Genomic DNA, 25362 nt, shown 5'->3' with positions numbered 1-25362 from the left:
CTCCCCTATTCTGTTGATTTGTTTGATCCAAACAATGAATTAAATATATCTTTTATAAAGTTTATTATCTTATCTAAAAGTCCTGATTCTTTTATATTATTTCCTACCTTATCAATTTCGTCTTTATTATCTTCGTAGAATTTCTTTCCTTTTTCTGTTACGTCTCCTGCAAATTTTTTTAAATTTTCTTTTACATCTTGGCTGTCTATAGCTGATGTTTCTTGGTATTGTTCAAAGTAATTTATAAGAATTTGTATATTGTTATTTGATAGAATATCTCCCATATTTACATTTTTAAGAGCATCTTCTATATACATTTTTATTTGATTAGAATCAGCTGTTTGTCCATTTTTTTCTTTGTATTGTTGAAGATCTTGTTTTACTTCTGCTACTACTTGGTCAAGTTTTCCCTTATCAAATGAGGAATTATCAGAATTTTCTTCACTTATTTTCTTAAGTGTCCCAAGCTCTTCTTGTGCTGTTTTGGTTCTTTCTGTATCTATATTATTTCCACTTAACTCAACTGCCTTATATACCCCAACAAGGGCAGATTCTCCAGTAACAGGTTTTGGACTTGCTACTTTTATTTCTGCATCTGTAATTCCTGCAGTTATAGCTGCGTTAGTATATTGACCTTCAGTTATTGAGTTTATATAGTCAGGTGTTTTTATATCAACCTTTATTCCTGATCCTTTTGGAAGTTTTTTTACAGCAACTGAAGAAATCATGTCATAATCTGATGTGCTATAACCAAGGTATCTTTGAAGGTCATTTGCATTTACGCTTGCTATATTAATATCATCTGAAAGATCAAGTTTTTTCCTAACCTCTTGGATTTGACTTTCATTTAAGCCAGCTCCATAAATGTAGGATTGCTTATTTGAATCAAATTGTTCGGCTTTTACAAGGCTTGGAACAAAAATAGTAAATATTAAAATCAAAGCCAATATCTTATTTTCTAATGTTTTTTTCATATTCTCCCCTAAAGATTTTTTATTTTTTTGATTATATTATCAAGGTCTTTTTCTTCTACGTCTTCTATCCTTCCTTCATCTATCATTTTTGTTATTTTAGGATTTATGGCAAGTTTTGATACAGTATCTATAGCAAATTTATTAGCAATATCATCTGTTGCACCCTCACCAAATATTTTATATACTTTTCCAGTATCTGGAGCTTTAAAATATGACATATTTTCTACTATTCCAAGGATAGGCTTGCCCATCATTTTCGCCATGTTCAATGACTTTTCTACAACCATTCCAACCAAATCTTGAGGTGTAGTTACAGCAATTACCCCATCTATATTTAAAGATTGAAATACTGTTAGAGGAATGTCACTTGTTCCTGGTGGCATATCTATTAAAAGATAATCTAAATCTCCCCAGTCTGCCTCTGAGTAAAATTGTTTTAAAACATTGGTAACTATTGATGATCTCCAAACAACTGGAGATGTTTTTGAATCAAGGACTAAGTTTATTGACATAATCTCAATTCCACTTTTTGATTTAGCTGGTATCATTGCTCCATCTTCAAGAGCCCTTATCCTATCTTCTATGCCAAAGGCTTGAGGAATTGATGGTCCTGTAATATCTGCATCAAGGATTGCTATCTTTTTTCCATCTTTTCTAAGCTTTGATGCAATAAGGCTTGTCACTGATGACTTACCTACTCCACCTTTACCAGACATCACTGCTATTGTCTTTTTTATATTTGAGCCTTTTCTAGGACTTACCTTAAATTTATCAAAGTTTAATTTTTTGTTTTCCATAAAATCTCCTTTAGCTAATTTTAATCTTAACACCTATATTATATGCTCTTTATCTTATTTTTCTATCAAGCAAGATATACATAGTTTCCATAAAACATGGTAAAGGTAGCTATAAGTATAAATATGTGCCAGATAGCATGATTATATTTGATTTTCTTATTAGAATAAAAGTAGGCACCAACTGTATAAAATATTCCACCTAATATCATATATAAAAGATATCCTATTCCTATATGTTTAATTATTTGATAAAATAGGATTAGAGAAAGCCATCCCATTATTATGTAAATAATCATTGATATTTTTGAAATTTTTTCTTCCTTAGCCTTTGAAAAAGCAATAATATTCATAAGTATTCCTGCTATAGCAAGAATCCAAACAGCAACAAATATTACTAGTGAAAGCACTGACCTAAGACCTATAAGTATAATAGGAGTATAAGAGCCTGCTATGGTTAGGTATATTACTCCATGGTCTATAGCCCTAAAGACTGTCCTAAGCTTTGGATTTGTCATTGAATGATATAGAGTTGATGACAAAAACATAAGACCGATAGAAATCATATAGATTAAAAATGCTACAGCCTTAAGATAGTCTTCTTCTTTAAAAGCTGAAATTATAATAGGTAAAAAGCATATTAATGTTAGGATAAAACCTATAGCATGACTTACTATATTTGTAATTTCCTCACTTTTTTTGTATTGTATTATTCTCATTACTTACTTCCTTATCTTTTATTTATATATATGATATTACAAAATTATGTTTTAATAAAGTTTTATTATGGAAAATTTATAAATTTCATTTCTAAACATTAAAGCAAAAAAAATATCTTGACAAATAGATTTTTTCAATGTATTATTAGCTTAAGATATTAAAGACTTTGATAAGAAGAGTAACTAATAGGCTATATTTAAAGAGAGTCTTGGCAAGGTGTAACAAGATAGTATAGGATTAGAGAAAAAAGCCTTGGAGTCGTGTCGAGGATTAATTGATTTGACACCGTAATTTGCACGTTATAGCAAAGGGGTATGTATGTACTTTCTTATTTTAAAATCCTTTGAAAGTATATATGGTACTTTATAAGGATATTTTTGTGAGAAAATATTGAATTTGGGTGGTAACACGGTCTTCGTCCCTTAGGGATGAGGCCCTTTTTTAATGTCTTAATTATATTTTAGGAGGATAATAATGAAAAAATTCAGGAGATTTTTTCTAGCATTTATTTTTATTTTTGTACTTAATATTACAAGTTCTTATGCTAGTGAAGATACGTTTAAGGTTGGAATGGAAGTAAACTATGCTCCATTTAACTTCTCTCAAGTTGATGATTCAAATGGAGCTGTAGAGGTTGCAAATTCAAAGGGTGAGTATGCTAATGGTATAGATGTACAAACCGCAAAGATGATTGCAGATAAGTTAGGTAAAAAACTAGAGATTTATAAGATTGACTGGGACGGACTTCCACCAGCTCTTACAAGTGGAAAGATTGACGCCATAATTGCTGGTATGAGTCCAACAGCAGAAAGAAAAAAGGAAATTGATTTTACATCTCCTTACTATTTTGCAGATCTTACTGTAGTAGTTAAAAAGAATTCTAAATATATGAATGCAAAGTCTATAAATGACTTTAAGGGAGCAAAACTTACAGGTCAGCTCAATACTTTCCACTATGATTTATTAGGTCAGATGCAAGGAATTGATAAACAAACTGCTATGGATTCTTTCCCTACAATGATTTCTGCAACAAAGGCAGGTTCTATTGATGGATATGTTTCAGAAAAGGTAGGAGCTTTATCAGCAGTTGCTGCAAATCCTGACCTAAACTATGTAGAATTTCCTGAAGGTAAAGGATTTAAAACAAATGATGAGGATACAACTTGTGCAGTAGGACTTGTTAAAAATTCCCCTATGAATGCTGAAATATCAAAAATTGTCGAAGGCTTTAATAGGGATGACTTTGATAAGATGATGGAGAAGATGGTGGCAATAACCGCTTCAGATGAGAAAGAAGTGTCATTTTTTGGGCAAATGAAAAATATTTGGGATGAGTATTCTTCCATATTTATAAAAGGTATTGTAAACACTCTTCTAATATCTATAATTGCAACATCTATAGGTTTTGTAATAGGACTTTTAGTTACAGTTATAAGAAAAATTGATGTAGATAAAAATAAGAACAAAGTAGGCTACATAATTCATAAAATAGTAAATTTCTTACTATCAGTTTATGTAGAAGTATTCAGATCAACTCCTATGATGGTACAAGCCATGCTTATATTTTATGGAGCAAAGCAATTTCTAAATATAGATATGTCAACAATGTTTGCAGCTTTAATGATAGTGTCTATAAATACTGGTGCTTATCTTTCTGAAGTTGTAAGAGGTGGTATCAATGCAGTTGATAAGGGACAATTTGAAGCTTGTAAAGCTCTTGGTATGACTCATTCTCAAACAATGTTTAATGTGGTAATACCACAAGCCATAAAGTCAATCCTTCCATCAATTGGTAATGAGTTTGTAATAAATATAAAAGATACTTCTGTACTTAATGTAATTTCAGTCACAGAATTATTCTTCGTATCAAAATCAATAGCAGGTTCAACCTATCAAATATTCCAAACATATTTAATAACAGCAATAATCTACTTTATACTAACTTTCGTAGTAACAAGGATTATAATGCAATTAGAAAAAAGATATATAAATAAGGAATTTACCTTAGAATCTTCAACAGGAGGAATACATGGAAACAATAATTAAGGTAGAAAATCTAGAGAAAAAATTTGGTGAAAACCTAGTTTTAAAAGATATAAATATGGAAGTTTCTAAAGGTGAGGTAGTAACTATAATAGGCTCATCAGGATCTGGTAAGTCTACCCTTCTAAGATGCTTAAACCTACTAGAAGAACCTACAAGTGGAAAAATTCTCTACAAAAATGAAAATATACTTGAAAAGCACTTTGACCTAAGAGCTTATAGGACAAAAGTTGGAATGGTATTTCAAAACTTTAACCTTTTTGAAAATAAGACGGTTTTGGAAAATTGTACTTTAAGTCAAGAGAAAGTCCTAAAGACTTCAAAATCTGATGCTGAAGCTAAGGCTCGTAAATATCTAGAGCTAGTAGAAATGGCTCAATATATTAATGCTAAACCATCACAAATATCAGGTGGTCAAAAGCAAAGAGTTGCCATAGCAAGAGCACTTTGTATGGATCCTGAGGTATTATTGTTTGATGAACCAACAAGTGCTTTAGATCCTGAAATGGTTGGAGAAGTTCTAAGAGTTATGACAAAGCTTGCAGAAGAAGGTATGACAATGATTGTAGTAACTCACGAGATGGATTTTGCAAGAGAAGTTTCAACAAGAGTACTTTTCATGAATGAAGGAATAATCCTTGAAGATGGTACACCCGAAGAAATTTTCACAAATCCAAAAAATCAAAGAACAAAAGATTTTCTTAAAAGATACAGAGGATAACAGAAGCGGGAATTCCCGCTTTTTCTTTACATAAATTTAGGTATAGTAGATAAAAGGAGTTAATTATGGAAGATAAGTTAATAGAAATTTATGATAAAAACAATAATTCAATAAGTTTTGGATACAAGATATTTGAAGATAACAAAAATATTCTTATAAACAATTTAGATGACCAAGGTAGGTATGATGGCTATTTACTAGTAGACAAAAGCTTAATAGAGCAAAAGGAAACATCAGAATTTTTAAATAAGCTTAAAATCTACAATTCCTATTGGAAATCTATAAACATTGGAAAATCTGATAGTGAAGTCTTTAAAAATGACCTATCTTTTCTTGATATTCTCAGCTATGCAAAAGATAACAATAAAATTGTAAGCCTAGGGGAAGACCTTCTTTATTACAATATAATAAAGGGCTATGTAGAAAAAATTAATAATGAAAAAGTCTACATAAGGGCTATAGATATAAATAATGGCAAATATTTTGACGATTTTGAAATGGAAATTGTTAATATAAAGTACTTAGAAGTAGAAACAATAGACAACATCCTATTGGACTACGCTTATAATGAAATTTATTGATGTTTTGGAGTTATTATGGATCACTACCTAACAAGAGATAAGCCTTACAAGGCTATAATAAAATTTTCAATACCAATGATTATAGCATCCTTATTCCAACAAGTCTATACCTTAGTCGATTCTCTAATAGTTGGAAAATATGTTGGTGAGTCCGCCCTTGCATCGATTGGTGCAAGTTTTTCTTTGACAACTATTTTTATATGTATTGCTATAGGTGGAGGTGTTGGAGCATCTGTCTTAATTGCAAGATATTATGGTGCTAGAAATTATATAAAGATGAAAACTGCTACTTATACTTCAATAATATCTTTTTTAATTGTGGCCATTGCACTTTCAGTTTTTGGTCTTATTTTTTCAAAGGATATTATGATTTTGCTACATACCCCTGATAAGATACTAGATTTATCTGTCCTATATCTGGATATCTATTTTTATGGGCTCCCTTTTTTATTTATGTATAACATAATATCTGCCTTATATAATTCCTTAGGAGAGTCTAGAATTCCCTTGTATTTTCTAATTTTTTCATCAATTCTTAATGTTATTTTAGATGTATACATGGTTAGGGACTTAAAGATGGGAATAGAGGGAGCAGCCTATGCTACTTTATTAGCTCAAGGAGTATCAGCCTTTTTTTCTTTCATTTTATTTTTAAAATATATGGGGAAATTTGATGCTAAGGTTGATAATTTTTTTGATATCCATGAATTAAGACTCATGTCAAGACTAGCAATTCCATCTATTATCCAACAATCAACTATTACTATTGGTCAAGTATTGGTTCAATCTGTTGTTAATTCTTTTGGAACAGAAATACTTGCAGGTTTTACTTCCGCTTTTAGAGTGGAAAGTCTTATAATAGTACCACTTACAAGCCTTGGTAATGCAGTTTCTTCTTATACATCTCAAAATGTTGGATCAGGCAAAAAGATGAGAATAAGTGAGGGGCTTCGCAGCAGTTTAATTATTGTTGGATTTATATGTTTTTTTATATGTATATACCTGAGTATATACTATAAATCTATTATTGGAGCTTTCATGAACAAGTCATCTTCAAAGCTTGCTTATGAAACTGGGTATTCCTATCTTAGCTTTATTGCTTTCTTTTTTGTACTTGTTGGTTCAAAGCAAGTAGTTGATGGTGTATTGAGAGGTCTTGGAGATGTGAGAATATTTACTATGTCAAATATTGTAAATTTAAGTATAAGGGTAAGTTTATCAATGATTTTCGCTCCAATAATTGGTATAAGTATGGTTTGGTATTCTGTTCCTTTAGGTTGGCTAGCTAATTTAGTCATATCATCTATTTATTATTTTTATTTAAAGAAAAGAAATTTTACACTAAAATTTTAAGAAATTAGACTTAACTTATAGAAACTTTATTTAGTAAAAAATTAAAAGCTTGCTTGTAGCAAACTTTTAATCTTTTGCTATTTTTAGAGATTTTGTATTTTCTCTTTCAATTTTTTAGTTTCTTCAAATACACTTTTTGCATCCATTATTGCCCTCACTACACATATACCATCAAAGCCTGTATTTTTTAATATATCTATATTGTCATAGTTAAGACCACCTATAGCGTAAACATCTATATCTACATTCTCCTTTATTCTTTTAAAAGTTTCTATAGATGTTCTTTTTGTCTTAACATGGGTTTTTGTTTCATAAATCGCCCCTACTCCAAGGTAATTTGCCCCATCTTTTTGAGCTCTTTTTGCAGCTTCTACACTTTTTGCAGTAGCTCCAATTATAGTATTTTCTCCTAAAAGTTTTCTAGCTAGATTTACTGGCATATCATCAGCTCCAAGATGAACTCCACAGCCTAAAGCCCATGCAAGATGAGGCTTATCATCAAGTAAAAGAGGAAGCTTATATTTATCAGAAAGAGCCTTTACTTTTTTGCCTAATTTTAGGATTTCAAGGTCAGTTTTTTCCTTTTCTCTAAGTTGTAAAATATCAACCCCACCCTTTAGGGCATCTTCTACTCTTTTAAGAAATTCTTCTTCGGTATACTTGTCTGAGTTTGTAACTAGATATAATTTTTTCATAAAATCCCCTTTTTAATCTTTGCACTTTTTTCTATTGTTTCATTTTTTATTGTAGCAATATTATCCATTAGGTTTACAAAAAAGCTATAAGGCTTATCTTTTTTTGATAATTCTGCCGATATTTCAAGAATCAAAAGTCCCAAGAGTGAAGCATTTATCTCATCAGTAACTGATAAAAATGTTGATATGAGTCCTGTTAACATACATCCTGTTGCTGTTATTTTAGAAAGTTCTTCACATCCATTTTTTATTAGATAATAATCTTTTTCTTTTACTAAAATATCTGTAGCTCCTGTAATAAGAACAGTTGTTTTATATTTGATAGAAAGCTTTGATGCAATTTTAATCATTTCTTCTATATTTTCATCGCTTATCTTATCCTCACAGCCTACATCTACGCCCTTTGCATTTGAAATTTTCCCACTTAAGGCAAGAATTTCCGATGAGTTTCCTTTTATAATTGAATATTTATATTGGCCTAAAAGTTTAAGGGATAAGTCATATCTAAGCTTACTTACTCCTATTCCCACAAGATCAATTATAATAGGAATATTTTTATTGTTTGCTAATCTTGAAGAAATTTCAATTGACTTTATTCTTGCATCCGTTATATTTCCAATATTTAGAGAGAGTGCCTTTGCTTTTGGAACAATATCTCTCATTTCATCAGGGTGTTCTGCACATATTGCCTTAGCACCTTGAAAAAGTATAGCATTTGCTAGCATATTTATAGCTAATGGATTGGTAATAGCATGAATTAGTGGTTCTTGCTCTTTTATTTTTTCTCTATTTGTTAGAAGTTTTTTTAGATTTATCATAAACATTTACTCCAAGTTTTTTTTGAATACTATATAAGACCTTGGATTTTTGTAAAGTTTTTAAAAAAATAAAGGCAAGAGAACCACCTATTATTGTAGCTATAATAAAGCTTGGTAGGTAATAAAACCAAGTTATATCTCCCGTTCCATAAAACAATTTCATAACTGGATATGATACTAGAGCTCCTATTACACCAGTTCCAAGAATTTCTCCTATTACTGGGCAAAGAAGATTTCCCTTGGATTTCCTATAAAATATACCTGAAAGAACTGCTCCAAAAACTTGACCTGTAATGGCAAGGGGTGGAATTCCCATAAAACTCATTCTTATTATAGCTGTAAGTATAGCATTTAAAAGGCTATACCAAGGTCCTAAAAATACCGAACATACTACATTTACAAAATGTGCTGTTGGTGCAAATCCCTCAAATCTTAAAATTGGTGAAATAACTACCCCAATTGTTACAAACATAGAGACTGTTATCATTACAAGTAATCTATTATCTTTTTTCATTTCTTCTCCTTGACTTCATATATTAGTCTTTAAAGATTGATATAATCTGTAAATACTGGACTCATACCAAAACTTTTTAAATCCTTAATCACATCATCACAAGATCTAGAATCTGCAATTTCAAATTGTTCATCTCCTTCATCTTTGCTTCTTTTAGACCTATGACCTATAGATGTATCAACAGATGCTGATATTTTTGTTGCCGCATATTTTATTGCCAAATTTCTAAAATCTTTATCTTCTCTTGTAGAAAGAGTAATTGATGCAAATGGCAAGAAAATCCTTAATGCAAGCATGATTTGGAAAAATTTCTTATCATCTATCTCACAAAAATCAAGCTTATCCGCCCCATGAGTAGGTCTTATTCTTGGAAGTGATATGGATACTTCTGCATGGGGATATTTTCTTTGAACTTCTTTTGCATGAAGTCCAAGTTTATAGGCCTCTTCTATCGGATTATTTAATCCAAAAAGTACACCAAATCCAACTCCTCTAAAACCTGCCATTAGGGCTCTTTCTTGTGTATCTATTCTATACACAAAAGATCTCTTGTGGCCATAAGGGTGGTAGTAATTGTATGACTTTTTATTATAAGATTCTTGAAAAACTGTAACAAAATCAGCTCCGGCTTCTCTTAATTTTTCATAATCTTTAATATTTGCAGGATAAATTTCTATACCTACTGTTTTAAAATACTTACTTGCAAGCTTACAAGCATTTGCTATATAGTCGATTGATGAAAATCTTTCACTTTCTCCTGTTAGAATTAATACTTCTTCTATTCCAGTATCTGCTAAGGCCTTCATTTCATCTTCAATCTCATCTCTATTAAGCTTTGCTCTTTTTATATTGGATTTTTCTCTAAAACCACAATATCTACAAGAATTTTCACAGTAGTTTGCTATATAAAGTGGTGAAAATAGAAATACATTATTTCCAAAATACCTTACTCTCTTATCTTGGGCAATCTTTCCCATTTTATCAAGAAAGTTACTAGCTGTATCTGACAATAGGTTATAAAAATCTTCATCATCTAAATCAATTTTTTCCAAAGAAGCTAAAACATCAGCCTGTAATACTTTTTTATTTACTATATTTTTGTAGCTTTTTTCTAATTTATCTTTTATATTTGAATCAATTATATCCATTGTTGGAAAATAATCTGTTACCTTTCCTATATTCATATTAATCAAAAAAGTCCCTTAGTGGTGATGATGGATCAGCTCCAGCTTCTAAGACTCTTCCTGGTTTTGAAAGATAGGCTAATCTTCCTGCCTCTATTCCTAGTTTAAAGGCATGTGCCATAAGGCTTATGTCAGATGCTGATGATATAGCTGTATTTGCCATTATAGCACTGGCTCCCATCTCCATTGCTTCTGCAGCTTGGCTTGGAACGCCAATTCCTGCATCAACAATTACTGGTAAGTCTACTTCATCAATAATAATTTTTATAAATTCTTTTGTAATAAGTCCCCTATTTGAACCAATTGGTGCGGCAAGGGGCATTATTGAAGCGGCACCAGCATCTCTTAGGTCTCTTGCAAAATTTAAGTCTGGATACATGTAAGGCAAGACTACAAATCCATCTTTCGCTAAAATTTCTGTCGCTTTTAATGTTTCTACATTATCAGGAAGAAGGTATTTTGTATCTCTCATAATTTCAATTTTCACAAAATTACCACATCCCATTTCTCTTGCAAGTCTTGCTATTCTTACGGCTTCATCTGAATTTCTTGCTCCAGATGTATTTGGAATTATTGTCACATGCTTTGGTATATAATTTAAGATATTAGCGACATCTTTTGTATTGGCTCGTCTTAGAGCAACTGTAATCATTTCGCATTCTGCATTTTTTACAGCAGCATCTATAAGATTGATTGAATATTTTCCACTTCCTAGTATAAATCTTGAACTAAATTCCTTATCACCTAATATTAATTTATCATCCATTTTTTACCTCTCTAATTTTTTTTAAACATTCTAAAGCTTCTAGCGATGCTACTATTCCCACATAGGCAAGATAAAGCCCATCCTTTTTGGCGTTGGACTTAAAATCTCCAAGCATTGTAATATTTTTAAATTTCTTTATTTTTATATCAGATATTTCTCCAAGTCCCGCCATGCCAGATGCTGTAAAAAGATATTTATCCTTAATATTTGTAAAATAGTCAAAAAGCATGGTTTTAGACTCCCTATTATCAAAGGCTTCTATGAAAAAATCAGCATCATCAATTATTTCTTTTATATTATCTTTATCTATATAGATATCCTTGGTGTTTACCTTAACGTATGGCAGAGTTTCTTCTATTCTTTTTTTGGTAGTAAGGGTCTTTTTCTTTCCTACTTCATCTAGCCTATAGTTTTGCCTATTAAGATTTGAATATTCTATATAGTCAAAATCATAAAGGTTTAACTCAGTTACTCCAGATCTTGCAAGAATCATAGAAACAGTTGAACCAAGCCCTCCACAACCTAAGACTGATACCTTAGCATACTTAAAGATTTCATTATCTCTTATATCTTGTCTTTTTAAAATTTTATCTCTTATATCTTCCATCATCCCCCTCCTACAAAAGAAAAAACTTCTATAGTATAGCCATCTTTTACTATAAACAATTTAAAATCTTCTCTTTTTACAAGCTCTTTGTTTACTTCACAGGCTACAAAGTCAGGATTAAAATTTTCTTTTTTTAATAAATCATAAAGTGATAAATTATTTTGAAATTCTACTTCCAATCCATTTATCAAAAGCATTTCCTCACATCCTTTTTTAAAAAAAAGACACGAAAAGTGCACCATACCCGAGGTGGTATGCCCCTTTCGTGTCCAATAATTAATATGGAAACAATAACAAATAATAATTTTATTAGAATCATAATAAAAAGACCCTAATACTAGGGTCTTTAAACTTCAATATATAGTCGCTTTCTTACGCAGGTTTTAACCTAATCAAGTTTAAAGGGTTAATGGTATACCATCTCTCAGCTAAATAGCACCCCTAGCTATTTTCATTATAAGACAAATCATTTTTATTTGCAAAATTAATTTTAATTTTATTTCTCTTTTTTGATATCTAGGCAATATTTAGGTAAATATATGAGTAAGTATATAAAGGATTACTATTAAAGATATATTTGAAGCTTCAAATATAGAGATTCTCAATATAAGGAAATATTATAATATACAAATTGATTGTTTTTCATATTAGACTTTCCAATTTTACCAAAAGATAGGCTAAAGATAATTTACTAGAATATTTTTTCCACATCTAACTTAATCTTAATTCACTTAGACTACCTATCTTTAAGACTTAGATAATTCTTTTTTTGACTTAAAGACTTATAAGCAGGTCTTATTATTTTTGAATCTTCAATTTGCTCAAGTCTGTGAGCAGACCAACCGACTGTTCTTGCTATTGCAAAGATTGGTATATATAAATCTTTTGGAATTTTTAGCATTTCATAGCAGAAACCTGAGTATAAGTCCACATTTGCGCAGGCAGGATAGTCTCTTTTTAATTTTTCCATAATTAGCTTTCCACCAATTTTTTCTACTCTTTCTATAAATAAGAAATCTTCTTCTCTTTTCTTTATTTTAGAAAGCTCTCTAGCCTTTTCTTTAAGTAGCACTGCCCTTGGGTCTGATAGAGTATATACTGCATGTCCTAGTCCATATATAAGTCCTTTTTTATCAAAAACTTTCCCATCAATCATCTTAGATAGATAGTCTTTTATTTGATCTTCATCTTTTAAATCTTTGACATTTTCTCTTATATTCTCAAGCATTTGACTTACTCTTAGACTTGCTCCACCATGTCTTGGTCCTTTAAGGGAGCCAAGTCCTGTAGCTATAGCGGAATATGTATCAGTACCTGATGATGAAACAACGTGAGTTGCAAAAGCAGAGTTATTACCGCCACCATGTTCTGCATGGATTATAAGGAGTAGATCCAATAGTTCTGCCTCTTCTTTTTTATAAATTTGATCAGTTCTTAGCATGGATAGAATATTTTCTGCTATAGTATTATCTTCAATTGGGTTATGAATTATCAGAGATTTTTTCTCAAAATTATGAATCTTAACCATATAAGAATATACAGCTATTATTGGCATCTTTGATATTAAGGATAAGGATTGAGACAAAACATTTAAAGTATCAGTATCATCGGCTTTCTTGTCATATGAATAAAGGGCAAGGACTGAACGCATCATAATATTTACTATATTATTTCCAGGAATATTAAGAATAGTATCTTCAAAAAACTTCTTAGGTAGGATTCTTTCATTGGTCAATACTTCCTTAAAATCTGAAAGTTCACAAGCTTTAGGTAGCTGATTAAATAAAAGAAGGTAGATTATCTCTTCAAAACCTAGTCTTTTATTATCGTTAAAGTCTTTTACCATATCAGTTAGGGCATATCCTCTATAATAAAGTTCACCTTCTTCTGGTATTTTTTCTCCATCTTCCATCCTATAACCACATACGTCTCCAACCTTGGTTACTCCAACCAAAACACCTGTACCATTTTTATTTCTAAGACCTCTTTTTATATCATACTTATCATAAAGGTCTTTCTTTATGGTATTTTCTTCTTTTATATTTTTTGCATAGAATTTTAATTTATCGCTAGCACTTATCATACTATTCTCCTATTTTATCAATAATTGCCTTGGTAAAATCAGAAAGGCTTGAACTTCCACCCAAGTCTTTGGTATGATTCTTCTTATCTTTCAAAACGTCTTCTATAGTTTCTCTTAATTTCTTAGCCTTTTCCTTCTCTTCTATATCATCAAGCATAAGACAAGATGTCAAAAGCATAGCTGTTGGATTTGCCAAATCTTCACCAGCAATATCAAGAGCTGCACCATGAACTGATTCATAAATTGCAATATCTTTACCCTTATTTACTCCAGGAATTAAACCAAGTCCTCCAACAAGACCTGCACCTAGATCCGAAAGTATATCTCCATATAAATTTTCTGTAACTATAATATCAAACTTATTTGGATTTATAACCATTTGCATGGCAGTATTATCTACCAAAAGTTCTTCAAATTCGATTTCCGGATAGTCTTTTGATACTTCCCTTCCAACTTCTAAGAATAGGCCATCAGTTAGTTTCATTATATTGGCCTTGGTAACTATAGTTATTTTCTTTCTATTAAATTTCCTTGCATATTCAAAAGCTGCCTTTATAATTCTTTGAGATTTCTTTCTTGTTATAACCTTTATAGAATGGCTTTCATCATCTGAAATCTTCTCTTCTATTCCCATATATAAATCCTCAGTATTTTCCCTAAAGATAATCATATCTACATTATCATATTTGGTTTTTATACTTGATATAGATTTAATTGGTCTTATATTTTGATAGAGATCAAATTTCTTTCTAAGTTCAACATTTATAGACCTAAAACCATGGCCTATAGGTGTTGTTATAGGACCCTTTATTGCAATCTTATTTCTTTTTATAGATTCAAATAGCTCATCTGGAATAAACTTTCCTTCTTTTTCAAAAACACTTGCTCCAGCGTTTATTTCTTCAAATTCTATTTTTGAGCCTAATCGCTTGAGGATTTGCTTCATAGATTCACAAATTTCTGGACCTATGCCATCTCCCTTAATTAATGTGACTTTCATACTTACTCCAATTCTAAATTTTTGGCGTAATTTAGGTAACCGCCTTCTCTTAATATTTCTTTTTCCCTATCTGAAAATACTCCTTTTAAATTTATAGAAATATTTTTATCTATATTTTCTATGATAAAATTCCCACTTTCAATGGAATATTCGACATTTGAAATCTTGATATGATCAAATTCTCCAAGTTTTTCATAGTCATTAAAATCTACAAACTCAAGAGGAAGTATGGCATTATTAATTAGATTTGATCTGTGAATTCTTGCAAAAGACTTAGCAAGAACAGCTTTGACACCTAAATATAAAGGAATTAAGGCTGCGTGTTCTCTAGAAGAGCCTTGACCATAATTTTCTCCTGCCACAATTACTCCACCATCATTTTCAATGGCTCTCTTCTTAAAATCACTAATCTTTGTGCTAAAGGCAAAATTTGAAAGATATTCAATATTTGACCTAAATGGCAGAAGTTTTGCATTTGATGGGCAGATATCGTCAGTAGTGATTCCATCACCTGCCTTATATATTATCTTTTTATCTATATTACTTATAGGTTTTGCCTTTGGAAATGGTTTGATATTTGGTCCCTTTACAGTTTTCTTATATCTTTTTGATAAATCCTCTTCTCTTTCAATAAAATAAGCCTTGGTATGGTTAAAGATTATATTTTCATCAAAATTCTTCTCATAAGAGAAATTACTTGGATCAGCTATATATCCCTTTATTGCACTTACAGCACAAGTTTCTGGACTTGCAAGATAGATTTCAGCATCCATAGTTCCAGAACGACCCTTGAAATTCCTATTAAAAGACCTAAGGCTTACTCCTTTGGACTTTGGAGCTTGACCCATTCCTATGCAAGGACCACATCCCGATTCGAGAATCCTTGCTCCTGCCTTTATCATCTTTGACAAGGCTCCATTTTCAGATAATTTTTCTAAAATTGTTGCAGAACCTGGAGATATTACTAAAGAAATATCAGGGTGTACTTTCTTGCCATCAAGTATTGATGCAACTTTCATCATATCCTTATATGATGAGTTAGTACAAGAACCTATGGCTACTTGGTCAAGCTTTATTTTTGGAAGATTCTCTACAATTTCATATTGATCTGGAAAATGAGGCTTAGCAACTGCTGGTTTTATATCCCTTAAGTCAATTTCCATGCTTTCATCATAGATTGCATCATCATCTGCAGAAAGCATTACATAATCTTTTTCCCTATTTTGACTCTTTAGATATTTTAAGGTGTTTTCATCTGATGGAAAAATAGAAGTTGTAGCACCAAGTTCAGCTCCCATATTACAAATTGTTGCCCTGTCTGTTACAGAAAGAGACTTCACTCCTTCTCCTGTATATTCCATAATAAATCCTGTACCACCTTTTACAGAAAGTTTTCCCAGTATATATAAAATAAGATCCTTAGCATTGACTGAATCTTTTAGTTCATTTTTAAGATTAATCCTATAAATCTTTGGTACTTTTATAAAATAAAATCCCCTAGCCATAGCAACAGCAACGTCAAGTCCACCTGCTCCTATAGCAATTTGAGCTAAAGCTCCCCCTGTTGGAGTATGAGAATCAGAGCCAAGAAGAGTTTTACCTGGTTTTCCAAATTGTTCAAGTTGAACTTGGTGACAAATTCCACAACCTGCCTTTGAAAAAGTTATTCCATATTTATTTGCAGCAGACTTTATAAATTCATGATCATCTGCATTTTCAAAACCTGCTTGTAAAATATTATGGTCTATGTATGCTATTGACTTTTCAGTCTTGACATCTTCTATATCCATAGCTTCAAGTTGTAAATAAGCCATAGTTCCAGTAGAATCTTGAGTTAAAGTTTGGTCGATTTTGATACAAACTTCATTACCTGTTTTAATCTCTCCCTTTAGGAGATGATTTTCTAAAATTTTAAGTGCAAGTGATTTTTTCATAACCTTACTCCTTTAATCCAATGATGTATTAATATTATACACTGATATGTTGAATTTTGAAAATTATTTTTCCTAGTAAAAAATCTCCCAAGACTTATCTTGAAAGATTTCTATAGCTAAATTACATAGATTTTGACTTGTTAAAAGAAGCTTCAACAGCCTTAATAAGGGCAGCCCTAAAATTATTCAATTCAAGAGCTTTAACTCCTTCTATAGTTGTTCCCGCAGGACTTGTCACCTTATCTTTTAATAGACCTGGATGTTCTTTAGTCTTATCCATAAGCTTAGCAGCACCTACTATAGTTTGAGCTATAAGTTCATAGGATATATCTCTTTTAAGTCCACACAATACAGCCCCATCAGATAAGCCTTCCATAAATAAATCAACAAAGGCAGGAAGACAACCATTTATAACAGCTGCCACATCAAATTGATCTTCATCAATTATTATTGCTTTTCCGAAAGATGAAAATATAGATAAAACATTTTGAATTTCATCATCACTTACATTTTTATTTGGAAGAAGAATTGACATGCCCTCTCCAATTGATGCTGGAGTATTTGGCATAGTCATAACTATTTTTTTATTATCTCCAAGTAAATCTTGAAGTTTTTTTATAGTGAACCCTGCAGCAATAGAGATAAAAATCTTATCTTTTAAAAAATCTTTAATTTCAGCTATTACAGATGGATAATATTTTGGCTTTACTGCTAAAACTATATAATCACTGTTTTTAACAACACTTTCATTATCACTAATAGTGCAATCTTTATCTTTAAAGAAATCAAGATTAGATCCCCTATTAGATAAAAACAATTCATTGTCATCTAAAAGTCCTTTGGCAATAGCAGATCCCATATTACCAATACCAATAATACCAATTTTCATATTTCCTCCTCCTTATAGAAAATTATATTTTTCTAAATTTACTTATTTCTATATTTTAATTTGTCTATTTTCAAAAGTATGCTGCTTTGTATCTATTAAATAAATATCTTTAATTAGTAGTTTCGATATTTTAATAAATTTTCTTATTAAGATAATTCTACGTATACTTAGCGCGAAGGGAACAGGAGAGTTTCGATTCTCCCCTTTTTCCCTCCCCCCTAAGACAAAGAAGTAAAGTTAAATTATTATTACTTGTAATGCAAAAAATATTAAAAATTAATATTTATAATGCTTATCTTAATTGAGCAAATCCCCTTGGGCTGTCTCCCAAGATACAAAGAATTATTTTAATATATAATTACTTACAATATTCTATATATAATATTTAAAATTTAAGGAAATTTAACTATCCCCTTATTTGTCCATCACCCAAAATAACATACTTATAAGTCGTAAGTTCATTAAGTCCAACAGGTCCTCTTGCATGGAGTCTTTGAGTTGATATACCTATTTCTGCTCCAAATCCAAATTCAGAACCATCTGTAAATCTTGTTGATGCATTTACATATACACAGGCTGAATCTACTTCTTCTGTAAATTTATTAGCTTCATTTATTTTTTCTGTAATTATTGCATCTGAGTGACCTGATGAGTATTTATAAATATGGTCTATAGCCTCATCTATGTCATCTACCATCTTTACTGAAAATTCATAGTCTAAGTATTCTTTACCATAGTCCTCGTCATTTGCTGGTATGGCATTTTTTATTTTCCCTAAAGTTCTATCACAAGCATGAACTTTTATATTATATTTTTCTATGATTTCATTTAAGCCATCATAAAATTCATCTTTAACTTCCTTATGAATAAGCAAGGATTCTAAAGCATTACATACTCCTATTCTTTGAGTCTTACCATTTTCAAAAATTTTAAGTGCTTTTTCAATATCTGCATACTTATCCACATATAGGTGACAGTTTCCTACTCCTGTTTCAAGGGTTGGTACACTTGCATTTTCTACTACTGCATTTATAAGAGATAAGGAACCTCTTGGTATAAGTAGGTCTATATATCCACTTAATCTCATAAGCTCGGTTGATGACTGTCTTGTTATATCATCTATTATTTGGACTATATTTTTATCAAATCCTGCCTTATCAATTCCTTCTCTAATAGCAGCTGCTATAGCGAGTGATGAGTTTATGGCTTCTTTCCCACATCTTAGTATAATAGAATTTGATGATTTAATTGCAAGGATTGATGCATCGAGTGTTACATTCGGACGTGCTTCATAAATCATTGCCAAAACTCCAATAGGTACTTTTTTCTTTCCTATAAGTAAGCCATTTTCAAGTCGTCTTACATCTTCCATTTTTCCTACTGGATCTTTTAAAGCTATCATTTGATCAATTGATAAAATCATAGAATCAATCCTATCATTGTCAAGTTTTAGTCTATCCAATAGACCATCTGCCATATTATTATCTTCTCCATTTTTATAGTCTATATCATTTGCTTTTATGATTTTTCCCCTATTTTTTTCAAGAGAAGTTTTTATATTTTCTAGTATTTTATTTTTATCTATTGTTTTAAGTTTTTTAAGCTTTCTATTTGATATTTTTGAAAGCTTCCCCATTTTTATTAGTTTTTCCCTTAAAGATTGTTCCAATATCCTCACCTCTAATTATTCTTCTAATGTTCTTTAAATCTATTGAATTTGCTATTATTGTATCAATTCCTCTTTCCATACAAAGAGCTGCCGCATTTATCTTTGTTGCCATCCCTCCTGTACCAACTTTAGAATAGGCATCCTTTCCCATGGATCTAAGTTTTTCATCTATGATACTTACCTCACTTATAAGCTTTGCGTCTTCATCTATTCTTGGATCATTTGTATAAAGTCCATCAATGTCTGATAATAATAAAAGAAGGTCGGCATCAACTAGCTTTGCAACTACTGCCGAGAGGGTATCATTGTCCCCAAAATTTATTTCAAATGTTGATATAGTGTCATTTTCATTTACTATTGGTATAACTCCCATATCTATAAGTCTATTTATGGTATTTTCGGCATTTTCATGCATAATCTTATTAGTTTCAACCATTCTTGTAAGAAGAATTTGACCTATAGAAAATCCATACTCTGCAAAGGCCTTAAGAAAAGTATTCATTAGGGTAACTTGACCTACTGCCGCAGTAGCCTGTTTTGCTGAAACATCTCCTCTCGGTCTTTCTATATCAAGTCTATGAGCGCCTGTTGCAATTGCACCACTTGATACAAGAATTACTCTTATTCCCTTATTTTCTAAATTTACAATTTCTTTGGCCAATTCTTCAATTCTTTCTATATTAACCCCACCATTTTGATGGGTAACTGAAGACGAACCTACTTTTATAACTATTTTTTTGATTTCTCTACTAAATTCTCTCATAATTTCACCTTTTTATATTGTATAGGATAATTCCACTTTAGGCAATTAAAAAGGAACTGTTGCAGAATGAATTAATCGTTCTAAAACCATTACCAGCTCCTTTACTACAATTTGGTTTCCTTAAGTGGTAGACTATTCTCAAGTTGTATATAAGTAACTTATAATGATACAAGGTTAAAAATTCAAAATTGCAACAGCTCCCTTATTTTATAGAAATTCTTCAGCTATTTCTCTTAGTAAAGCAATTTTTTTCCATTGATCTTCTTCTTTTAATTTATTTCCTTCTTCTGTAGATGAGAAACCACATTGAGGTGAGATTGCTATTTGAGACTTATCAAGATATTTACTCGCTTCTTTTATTCTATCTATTATATCTTCCTTTTTTTCAAGATTAGCAAGTTTACTTGTTACAAGACCTAAAACAACACTTTTTCCTTCTGGAACTTTTTTTAAAGCTTCAAAGGAACCTGATCTTTTATCATCATATTCTAGGAAAAATCCATTTACATGTTCACCAGCTAGTAAATAGTCTGCAATCTTGTCATAACCACCCTTAAAATGAAAAGTTGATTTATAATTTCCTCTACAAATATGGGTAAGTACGTTTAATCCTATTGGAGCCTTGTCTATTGATTCGTTATTTATTTTTAGGTAAATTTCCTTTAACTTTTCAACATCTTTGCCAGCTTTTTCATATTCTTTTATAGCATCATCGTCTACTAATGCTCCCCAAGTACAATCATCTATTTGAACTGTTCTACAACCTAAATCATAGATTTGTTGGAAAAATTCTCCATAAGCATTAGAAACATCTTTTATAAAATCTTCTTCATTTTCATAGATAGCCCCCTCTTTTATTTGAGTATAAACTGTTCTTAAAAATTGGGCTGGTGCAGGAATTGTTTGTTTTGCTTTGACCTCTTCTTCTTCAAATTGTTGCAAGAATTTGAAATGTTCTAAGAACGGATGGCCCTTAGCTGTTATTTTTCCAACTATCCTTACTGAATCAGGCCTAAGGGTTTCACCATGAAATTTTATTCTATCTTTTTCATCTAATTGGTATTTTTCTACTCCATTAAGTCCCCAGAAAAAATCATAATGCCACCAACTTCTCCTAAATTCACCATCTGTTATAAATTTAAGACCTGCTTCTTTTTCTTTTTTTACTAATTTTTCAATTTCTTCATCTTCAATTTTTCTTAATTCAATATCTGTAATAAATCCACTGTCGTAATCTTTTCTAGCCTTTTTAAGTCTTTCTGGCCTTAGAAATGATCCTACTATGTCGAATTTGTATGGTGCTTTGATTGTCATATTGTCTCCTTAAAATTATTATATTTTAGGCCTAAGTTAAATAGTAATGTTATGATATCTTTGGAAATTCATAAAGTAAAACCTCATAAAATAATTAACAATCACGGTGTAAGGATACTTAAATGTCTCTTAGACTTTCTCTTTGGAAGTTTCCATTAAAAAAGTCCTTATCATTTCTTACGAAACAATAAGGACGAATTTTTCCGCGTTACCACCTTTTTTGCATATTATGCCACTTTAGATACTTTCATATCCTATCTCTATAACGGGAGATCCCGTCTTGCTCTAAATATCGAACAAGCCCATCGGAGGCCATTTTCATTTTTGCTTCATCTTATCCCTTCTCAGCTTATGGGACTCTCTGTTAAGTCTTGGCTAAATTACTTTTCTCGTTTTTTGGTTTTAATAAATACTTTAACTTAGAACATATTTTAACCTCAAATTTATTATATGTCAAATAATTTTAATTTTTTTAATAAATATGAAAATTTCCAGTTTTATAAGCACATTGAGTAAATCTCTTTTACATCAGCTGGACTAAGTTCAACAAATCCCTCTATCTTTCCTTTTTTACCACAGGCTTTTTTAGACATTTGATCAAACTTACTTTCATCTATGCCTATATCTTTCAAATTTGAATCAAGTTCTAGGTCTTTAAAGAAAAATTTATTTAACTTCTTGATTACAATCTTTCCTACTTCTAGCTTATCTAGGTTTTTATCTATATCAAAAACATTAACTCCTAAATCATAAAACTTATGGGCTGTTTTTTCATTTAGGACATACTCCATCCACCTTGGTGTAAGTATAGCAAGTCCAAGACCGTGAGTTATATCATAAAAGGCTGAAAGCTCATGCTCCATTGGATGAACAGTCCAAGATGACTTACTTGATGCTGATACAAAGCCATTTATAGCCCAACTTGATGCCCACATAAGATTTGCTCTTGCCTCATAATTTTCAGGCTCCTTTAAGGCTATTGGACCATATTTTATTACGGTTTTCATAAGAGATTCCATTATCCTATCGAGCATGTACATAGATTCATCAACATTAAAATAATTTTCAAAAATGTGAGAAAGAATATCTACCGCCCCACAGGCTGTCTGGTATTTATTTACAGTATAGGTAAGTGTAGGATCTAGGAATGACACCTTAGGTCTTGTATCTTTATGACCTGATGATAATTTTTCATTAGTTTCAAGATTTGTAATGACTCCTCCGCAGTCCATCTCACTTCCTGTAGCTGCCATTGTTAAGACTGTAAGTAGCGGTAGAGCTGGACTCATTGGCTTATTTTCTGATATAAATTTCCATGGATCAAAGTCAACCATGGCTCCTGCAGCCATAAATTTAGAAGCATCTATAGTTGAACCTCCACCTACTGCAATAATTGCACCTATCTCTTTTTCTTTTATTATTCTTATTCCCTCTCTAACAGAGTCTATTCTCGGATTTGGTTTTATTCCAGATAATTCATAAACTTTTACTCCACTTGCTTCAAGTTCTAATAAAACCTTCTCATAGATTCCATTCTCCTTAATAGAACCGCCACCGTAGGTTAAAAGAATCTTATCTGTAAACTTCCTCGCCTCTTCCCCTATATAATCTAGAGCATCATCTCCAAAGTGTACTTTTGTTGGTATATCGTAAGTAAAATTTAACATAAAAACCCCCTTCTAGTTTATTTTTACCCAAAATTGTAAAATATCATTTAGTAAAATTATGAAAGTCTTTTAAAAAAATCTTTTTTAATATATAATTTTAAAAAAAGGAGGTATTATGAATTATTTCGTATTAGTAGGAATACTTATTATAGTTATAGGGTTTGCCCTAAAACTTGATGTAGTAGCAGTCGTTTTATTCTCAAGCCTTGTTACAGGTCTTGTCTCAGGAATGAGCCTTATAAAAGTACTTGATTTAATTGGTAATGGATTTGTAAACAATAGGTACATGTCTTTATTTTTGTTAGGTTTACCACTTATAGCAATTATGGAAAGATATGGCTTAAAGGAAAGAGCTGCTGAAGCTATCCAAAAAATTAAATCAGCATCAGCTGGAGCTGTTATTGGTCTTTATATAGTTATAAGAACTGTAGCTGCGGCTCTTTCACTTAGATTAGGTGGTCATATTCAATTTATAAGGCCAATAATCTTACCAATGGCTCAAGGTGCAGCAGAGAAAAATCGCAAACTAACAGATGAAGAAATTGAGCAATTAAAGGCACTTGCAGGTGCTAGTGAAAATTATGGAAACTTTTTTGGTCAAAATATTTTCCCTGTTTCAAGTGGTGTTTTATTGATGCAAGGTGTACTTGCTGAAGCAGGTTATAATGTAACAGCAGCAAGCATAGCTAATGCATCAATATTCGCAGGTGTTGCTATGATAGTCATATCTCTTATCCAATGTTATTTATTTGAAAGAAAGATAAGAAAGGAGGATAAGAATGTTTAATTTTATCTATCAAAACACAATAATTATCGATGAATTTATTTATATAATTTGTGGTCTAATATGTTTGCTTGCAGGTATTAAAGGACTTTCTAATAAGAATGCTCCTATAGGGACATTTTTATTCTGGACTCTTTTAGGATTTTTATTCTCATGTGGTAAATTTATAATCGATAAGTTTCAATATGGTGGTGCATTTATAGGAGCAATCCTTATGGTTATTGCTATCATAACTGTAAGTAACAATGTTAAAATGGGTAATTTTAAAGAACAAAGTCAGGAACAAAAGATTAAATATGCTAAAATAGCTGGAAATAAAATCTTTATCCCAGCTTTGGCTATGGGAATTATAGCAATGATTATGGCTCAATTTAAAAGCTTTAAAATTGTAGTAGATTCAGCGAAGGATGGATCTGAAATATTCTTCGGTTTTTCAGCCGCCCAAGTTTTAGGAATAACTTCAGTTATAGCAATAATTCTTGCAATTGCAATTACTCATGCAAAATTTAAAGAAACTCGTGAAGATACAGCAAAAATGCTTATGCAAATAGGCTCATCATCCCTACTTCCACAACTTTTAGGAGCATTGGGTGGAATCTTTGCAACAGCAGGTGTAGGTGATATAATAGGAGCTGGTATGAGTGCAATAGTGCCAGCTGAATCAAAAGTATTTGGTGTAATAGCATACTGTATAGGAATGGTTTTATTTACTATGATTATGGGAAATGCCTTTGCAGCCTTTACGGTAATGACAATAGGTGTTGCAGTTCCATTTGTAATAGGAAATGGCGGAGATCCAGCCATAGTAGCATCTTTAGGAATGACTTGTGGTTTTTGTGGAACCTTGATGACCCCAATGGCAGCAAACTTTAATATAGTACCAGCAGCAATACTTGAGTGTGAAAATGAAAAATCAATAATGAAAATTCAAACACCAGTAGCCCTAGCACTTATAGTAGTTCACATTATCCTAATGCTTGTCTTAGCGTTTTAGGTAAAATAAAAGAGGATTTGCAAATAACTCATATGTCCACTTTACTAGATAAGACGGTAAAGTGGTATATGTCATAACTTGCAATTCCTCTTTATTGTTATTCTATAATGTTTGGATTTCCAATAAGTTTTGAATTGAAATAAATTTTTGCGGCATCTTCAACATATTCTGCTGATAAAAAGGCACTCTCTAAATCTTTTCCACATGAAACAACCCCATGGTTTGCCAAAAGACATGAGTTTCTATCTTTTAGAAATGGAATAATAGCTTTAGCAAGCTCCTTACTTCCAGCAGGCTTAAATGGAGCAACTTTTATATCTCCACCTAAAAAAGGTTTCATTTCAATTAATATCAAGGGAATATTAACCCTAGAAACTGCAAATGAAGTAGCTACAGTAGAATGAGTATGGACTATGGCTTCATAATTTGGATATTTTTTGTATATTTCAAGATGCATCATCCACTCTGATGATGGCTTTTGCTCTTTTTTATATG

The 25362-nt window shown here is 31.2% G+C and carries 25 protein-coding genes, 1 riboswitch and 1 other annotated feature; of the genes, 6 read left to right on the top strand and 19 right to left on the bottom strand.

Features of this window, described 5'->3' with window-relative positions; genetic code table 11:
- Positions 1-5: 5 nt before the first annotated feature.
- From SOR60_RS05790 to trhA, 3 genes are all read right to left on the bottom strand, one after another.
- Positions 6-974, bottom strand: coding sequence for a DUF1002 domain-containing protein (locus SOR60_RS05790; RefSeq protein WP_320595467.1), 969 nt, complete (start codon positions 972-974; stop codon positions 6-8).
- 8 nt (positions 975-982) lie between these two features.
- Positions 983-1771, bottom strand: a complete 789-nt coding sequence (locus SOR60_RS05785; RefSeq protein WP_154540498.1) for an Mrp/NBP35 family ATP-binding protein — start codon at positions 1769-1771, stop codon at positions 983-985.
- A gap of 65 nt (positions 1772-1836) precedes the next feature.
- Positions 1837-2487 (bottom strand): PAQR family membrane homeostasis protein TrhA, encoded by a 651-nt coding sequence (gene trhA, locus SOR60_RS05780; protein WP_320595466.1) that lies wholly within the window; start codon positions 2485-2487, stop codon positions 1837-1839.
- 475 nt (positions 2488-2962) lie between these two features.
- On the opposite strand from trhA, the gene SOR60_RS05775 reads away from it, so the two are divergent.
- From SOR60_RS05775 to SOR60_RS05760, 4 genes are all read left to right on the top strand, one after another.
- On the top strand, positions 2963-4534 hold the full coding sequence (locus SOR60_RS05775) for an ABC transporter substrate-binding protein/permease (protein ID WP_320595465.1): 1572 nt from the start codon (positions 2963-2965) through the stop codon (positions 4532-4534).
- Positions 4518-5252, top strand: coding sequence for an amino acid ABC transporter ATP-binding protein (locus tag SOR60_RS05770; protein ID WP_154540492.1), 735 nt, complete (start codon positions 4518-4520; stop codon positions 5250-5252). The genes SOR60_RS05775 and SOR60_RS05770 overlap by 17 nt, the downstream gene beginning before the upstream one ends.
- Positions 5253-5317: 65 nt before the next feature.
- A complete protein-coding gene (locus tag SOR60_RS05765) occupies positions 5318-5833 on the top strand; it encodes a hypothetical protein (RefSeq protein ID WP_154540490.1) in 516 nt (171 codons plus the stop codon).
- Between the two features lie 15 nt (positions 5834-5848).
- Entirely contained in the window at positions 5849-7186 is a 1338-nt protein-coding gene (locus SOR60_RS05760; RefSeq protein ID WP_320595464.1) for an MATE family efflux transporter, read from the top strand.
- 83 nt (positions 7187-7269) lie between these two features.
- Here the strand turns inward: SOR60_RS05760 and thiE are convergent, their stop codons facing one another.
- The 15 genes from thiE to SOR60_RS05685 form a co-directional block, all read right to left on the bottom strand.
- The gene (gene thiE, locus SOR60_RS05755) at positions 7270-7881 is read right to left on the bottom strand and encodes a thiamine phosphate synthase (RefSeq protein ID WP_320595463.1); all 612 of its coding nucleotides are present in this window, start codon (positions 7879-7881) and stop codon (positions 7270-7272) included.
- Positions 7878-8699 carry a hydroxyethylthiazole kinase gene (gene thiM, locus SOR60_RS05750; RefSeq protein ID WP_320595462.1) on the bottom strand — a complete coding sequence of 274 codons (822 nt, stop codon included), beginning with the start codon at positions 8697-8699 and terminating at the stop codon, positions 7878-7880. The genes thiE and thiM overlap by 4 nt, the downstream gene beginning before the upstream one ends.
- Positions 8668-9213, bottom strand: a complete 546-nt coding sequence (gene thiW, locus SOR60_RS05745) for an energy coupling factor transporter S component ThiW (RefSeq protein WP_320595461.1) — start codon at positions 9211-9213, stop codon at positions 8668-8670. Before thiW ends, thiM begins: the two co-directional genes overlap by 32 nt.
- A gap of 29 nt (positions 9214-9242) precedes the next feature.
- Positions 9243-10397: a 2-iminoacetate synthase ThiH gene (gene thiH, locus SOR60_RS05740; RefSeq protein ID WP_320595460.1), complete on the bottom strand. Its 1155-nt coding sequence runs from the start codon at positions 10395-10397 to the stop codon at positions 9243-9245.
- 1 nt (position 10398) lies between these two features.
- The gene (locus SOR60_RS05735) at positions 10399-11163 is read right to left on the bottom strand and encodes a thiazole synthase (RefSeq protein WP_320595459.1); all 765 of its coding nucleotides are present in this window, start codon (positions 11161-11163) and stop codon (positions 10399-10401) included.
- Positions 11156-11773 carry a sulfur carrier protein ThiS adenylyltransferase ThiF gene (gene thiF / locus SOR60_RS05730; RefSeq protein ID WP_320595458.1) on the bottom strand — a complete coding sequence of 206 codons (618 nt, stop codon included), beginning with the start codon at positions 11771-11773 and terminating at the stop codon, positions 11156-11158. The genes SOR60_RS05735 and thiF overlap by 8 nt, the downstream gene beginning before the upstream one ends.
- Positions 11770-11967, bottom strand: coding sequence for a sulfur carrier protein ThiS (thiS, locus tag SOR60_RS05725; RefSeq protein WP_154540475.1), 198 nt, complete (start codon positions 11965-11967; stop codon positions 11770-11772). The genes thiF and thiS overlap by 4 nt, the downstream gene beginning before the upstream one ends.
- A 155-nt stretch (positions 11968-12122) precedes the next feature.
- A riboswitch (TPP riboswitch) is annotated at positions 12123-12223 on the bottom strand.
- Between the two features lie 283 nt (positions 12224-12506).
- Positions 12507-13853, bottom strand: coding sequence for a citrate synthase (locus SOR60_RS05720; RefSeq protein WP_320595457.1), 1347 nt, complete (start codon positions 13851-13853; stop codon positions 12507-12509).
- 1 nt (position 13854) lies between these two features.
- On the bottom strand, positions 13855-14853 hold the full coding sequence (locus SOR60_RS05715; protein WP_154540471.1) for an isocitrate/isopropylmalate dehydrogenase family protein: 999 nt from the start codon (positions 14851-14853) through the stop codon (positions 13855-13857).
- A gap of 2 nt (positions 14854-14855) precedes the next feature.
- Positions 14856-16787, bottom strand: coding sequence for an aconitate hydratase (locus SOR60_RS05710; protein WP_320595456.1), 1932 nt, complete (start codon positions 16785-16787; stop codon positions 14856-14858).
- 121 nt (positions 16788-16908) lie between these two features.
- Positions 16909-17676: a pyrroline-5-carboxylate reductase gene (gene proC / locus SOR60_RS05705; RefSeq protein WP_154540467.1), complete on the bottom strand. Its 768-nt coding sequence runs from the start codon at positions 17674-17676 to the stop codon at positions 16909-16911.
- 406 nt (positions 17677-18082) lie between these two features.
- Entirely contained in the window at positions 18083-19345 is a 1263-nt protein-coding gene (locus tag SOR60_RS05700; RefSeq protein ID WP_320595455.1) for a glutamate-5-semialdehyde dehydrogenase, read from the bottom strand.
- The gene (gene proB / locus SOR60_RS05695; RefSeq protein ID WP_154540463.1) at positions 19284-20108 is read right to left on the bottom strand and encodes a glutamate 5-kinase; all 825 of its coding nucleotides are present in this window, start codon (positions 20106-20108) and stop codon (positions 19284-19286) included. The genes SOR60_RS05700 and proB overlap by 62 nt, the downstream gene beginning before the upstream one ends.
- Positions 20109-20315: 207 nt before the next feature.
- Positions 20316-21422: a 5-methyltetrahydropteroyltriglutamate--homocysteine S-methyltransferase gene (locus SOR60_RS05690; RefSeq protein ID WP_320595454.1), complete on the bottom strand. Its 1107-nt coding sequence runs from the start codon at positions 21420-21422 to the stop codon at positions 20316-20318.
- A 186-nt stretch (positions 21423-21608) separates the two neighbouring features.
- Positions 21609-21827: a binding site (T-box leader), on the bottom strand.
- A gap of 92 nt (positions 21828-21919) precedes the next feature.
- Positions 21920-23089 (bottom strand): iron-containing alcohol dehydrogenase, encoded by a 1170-nt coding sequence (locus SOR60_RS05685; protein WP_320595453.1) that lies wholly within the window; start codon positions 23087-23089, stop codon positions 21920-21922.
- 115 nt (positions 23090-23204) lie between these two features.
- On the opposite strand from SOR60_RS05685, the gene SOR60_RS05680 reads away from it, so the two are divergent.
- Positions 23205-23876 (top strand): DUF969 domain-containing protein, encoded by a 672-nt coding sequence (locus SOR60_RS05680; RefSeq protein ID WP_154540457.1) that lies wholly within the window; start codon positions 23205-23207, stop codon positions 23874-23876.
- On the top strand, positions 23869-24867 hold the full coding sequence (locus SOR60_RS05675) for a DUF979 domain-containing protein (RefSeq protein WP_320595452.1): 999 nt from the start codon (positions 23869-23871) through the stop codon (positions 24865-24867). The genes SOR60_RS05680 and SOR60_RS05675 overlap by 8 nt, the downstream gene beginning before the upstream one ends.
- A 97-nt stretch (positions 24868-24964) precedes the next feature.
- On the opposite strand, the gene SOR60_RS05670 is transcribed toward SOR60_RS05675, so the two are convergent.
- A partial coding sequence (locus tag SOR60_RS05670) for a class II aldolase/adducin family protein (RefSeq protein WP_320595451.1) occupies positions 24965-25362 on the bottom strand: 398 nt, incomplete at its 5' end.

The sequence above is a fragment of the Anaerococcus porci genome, from assembly GCF_034090325.1.
Lineage (GTDB): Bacteria > Bacillota > Clostridia > Tissierellales > Peptoniphilaceae > Anaerococcus > Anaerococcus porci.
This window is presented reverse-complemented; position numbering and strand designations above follow the sequence as displayed.

Bases quoted from the DNA above. Each gene is read 5' to 3' on its own strand.
- SOR60_RS05685 (WP_320595453.1), bottom strand. From the start codon at position 23,089: ATGTTAAATTTTACTTACGATATACCAACAAAAGTACACTTTGGAGAT.
- proC (WP_154540467.1), bottom strand. From the start codon at position 17,676: ATGAAAATTGGTATTATTGGTATTGGTAATATGGGATCTGCTATTGCC.
- SOR60_RS05735 (WP_320595459.1), bottom strand. From the start codon at position 11,163: ATGGATGATAAATTAATATTAGGTGATAAGGAATTTAGTTCAAGATTT.
- SOR60_RS05775 (WP_320595465.1), top strand. From the start codon at position 2,963: ATGAAAAAATTCAGGAGATTTTTTCTAGCATTTATTTTTATTTTTGTA.
- SOR60_RS05690 (WP_320595454.1), bottom strand. From the start codon at position 21,422: ATGACAATCAAAGCACCATACAAATTCGACATAGTAGGATCATTTCTA.
- SOR60_RS05715 (WP_154540471.1), bottom strand. From the start codon at position 14,853: ATGAAAGTCACATTAATTAAGGGAGATGGCATAGGTCCAGAAATTTGT.
- thiH (WP_320595460.1), bottom strand. From the start codon at position 10,397: ATGAATATAGGAAAGGTAACAGATTATTTTCCAACAATGGATATAATT.
- SOR60_RS05765 (WP_154540490.1), top strand. From the start codon at position 5,318: ATGGAAGATAAGTTAATAGAAATTTATGATAAAAACAATAATTCAATA.
- SOR60_RS05790 (WP_320595467.1), bottom strand. From the start codon at position 974: ATGAAAAAAACATTAGAAAATAAGATATTGGCTTTGATTTTAATATTT.
- SOR60_RS05785 (WP_154540498.1), bottom strand. From the start codon at position 1,771: ATGGAAAACAAAAAATTAAACTTTGATAAATTTAAGGTAAGTCCTAGA.
- thiE (WP_320595463.1), bottom strand. From the start codon at position 7,881: ATGAAAAAATTATATCTAGTTACAAACTCAGACAAGTATACCGAAGAA.
- proB (WP_154540463.1), bottom strand. From the start codon at position 20,108: ATGAGAGAATTTAGTAGAGAAATCAAAAAAATAGTTATAAAAGTAGGT.
- SOR60_RS05760 (WP_320595464.1), top strand. From the start codon at position 5,849: ATGGATCACTACCTAACAAGAGATAAGCCTTACAAGGCTATAATAAAA.
- thiS (WP_154540475.1), bottom strand. From the start codon at position 11,967: ATGCTTTTGATAAATGGATTGGAAGTAGAATTTCAAAATAATTTATCA.
- SOR60_RS05720 (WP_320595457.1), bottom strand. From the start codon at position 13,853: ATGATAAGTGCTAGCGATAAATTAAAATTCTATGCAAAAAATATAAAA.
- thiM (WP_320595462.1), bottom strand. From the start codon at position 8,699: ATGATAAATCTAAAAAAACTTCTAACAAATAGAGAAAAAATAAAAGAG.
- trhA (WP_320595466.1), bottom strand. From the start codon at position 2,487: ATGAGAATAATACAATACAAAAAAAGTGAGGAAATTACAAATATAGTA.
- thiF (WP_320595458.1), bottom strand. From the start codon at position 11,773: ATGATGGAAGATATAAGAGATAAAATTTTAAAAAGACAAGATATAAGA.
- SOR60_RS05680 (WP_154540457.1), top strand. From the start codon at position 23,205: ATGAATTATTTCGTATTAGTAGGAATACTTATTATAGTTATAGGGTTT.
- thiW (WP_320595461.1), bottom strand. From the start codon at position 9,213: ATGAAAAAAGATAATAGATTACTTGTAATGATAACAGTCTCTATGTTT.
- SOR60_RS05710 (WP_320595456.1), bottom strand. From the start codon at position 16,787: ATGAAAAAATCACTTGCACTTAAAATTTTAGAAAATCATCTCCTAAAG.
- SOR60_RS05675 (WP_320595452.1), top strand. From the start codon at position 23,869: ATGTTTAATTTTATCTATCAAAACACAATAATTATCGATGAATTTATT.
- SOR60_RS05770 (WP_154540492.1), top strand. From the start codon at position 4,518: ATGGAAACAATAATTAAGGTAGAAAATCTAGAGAAAAAATTTGGTGAA.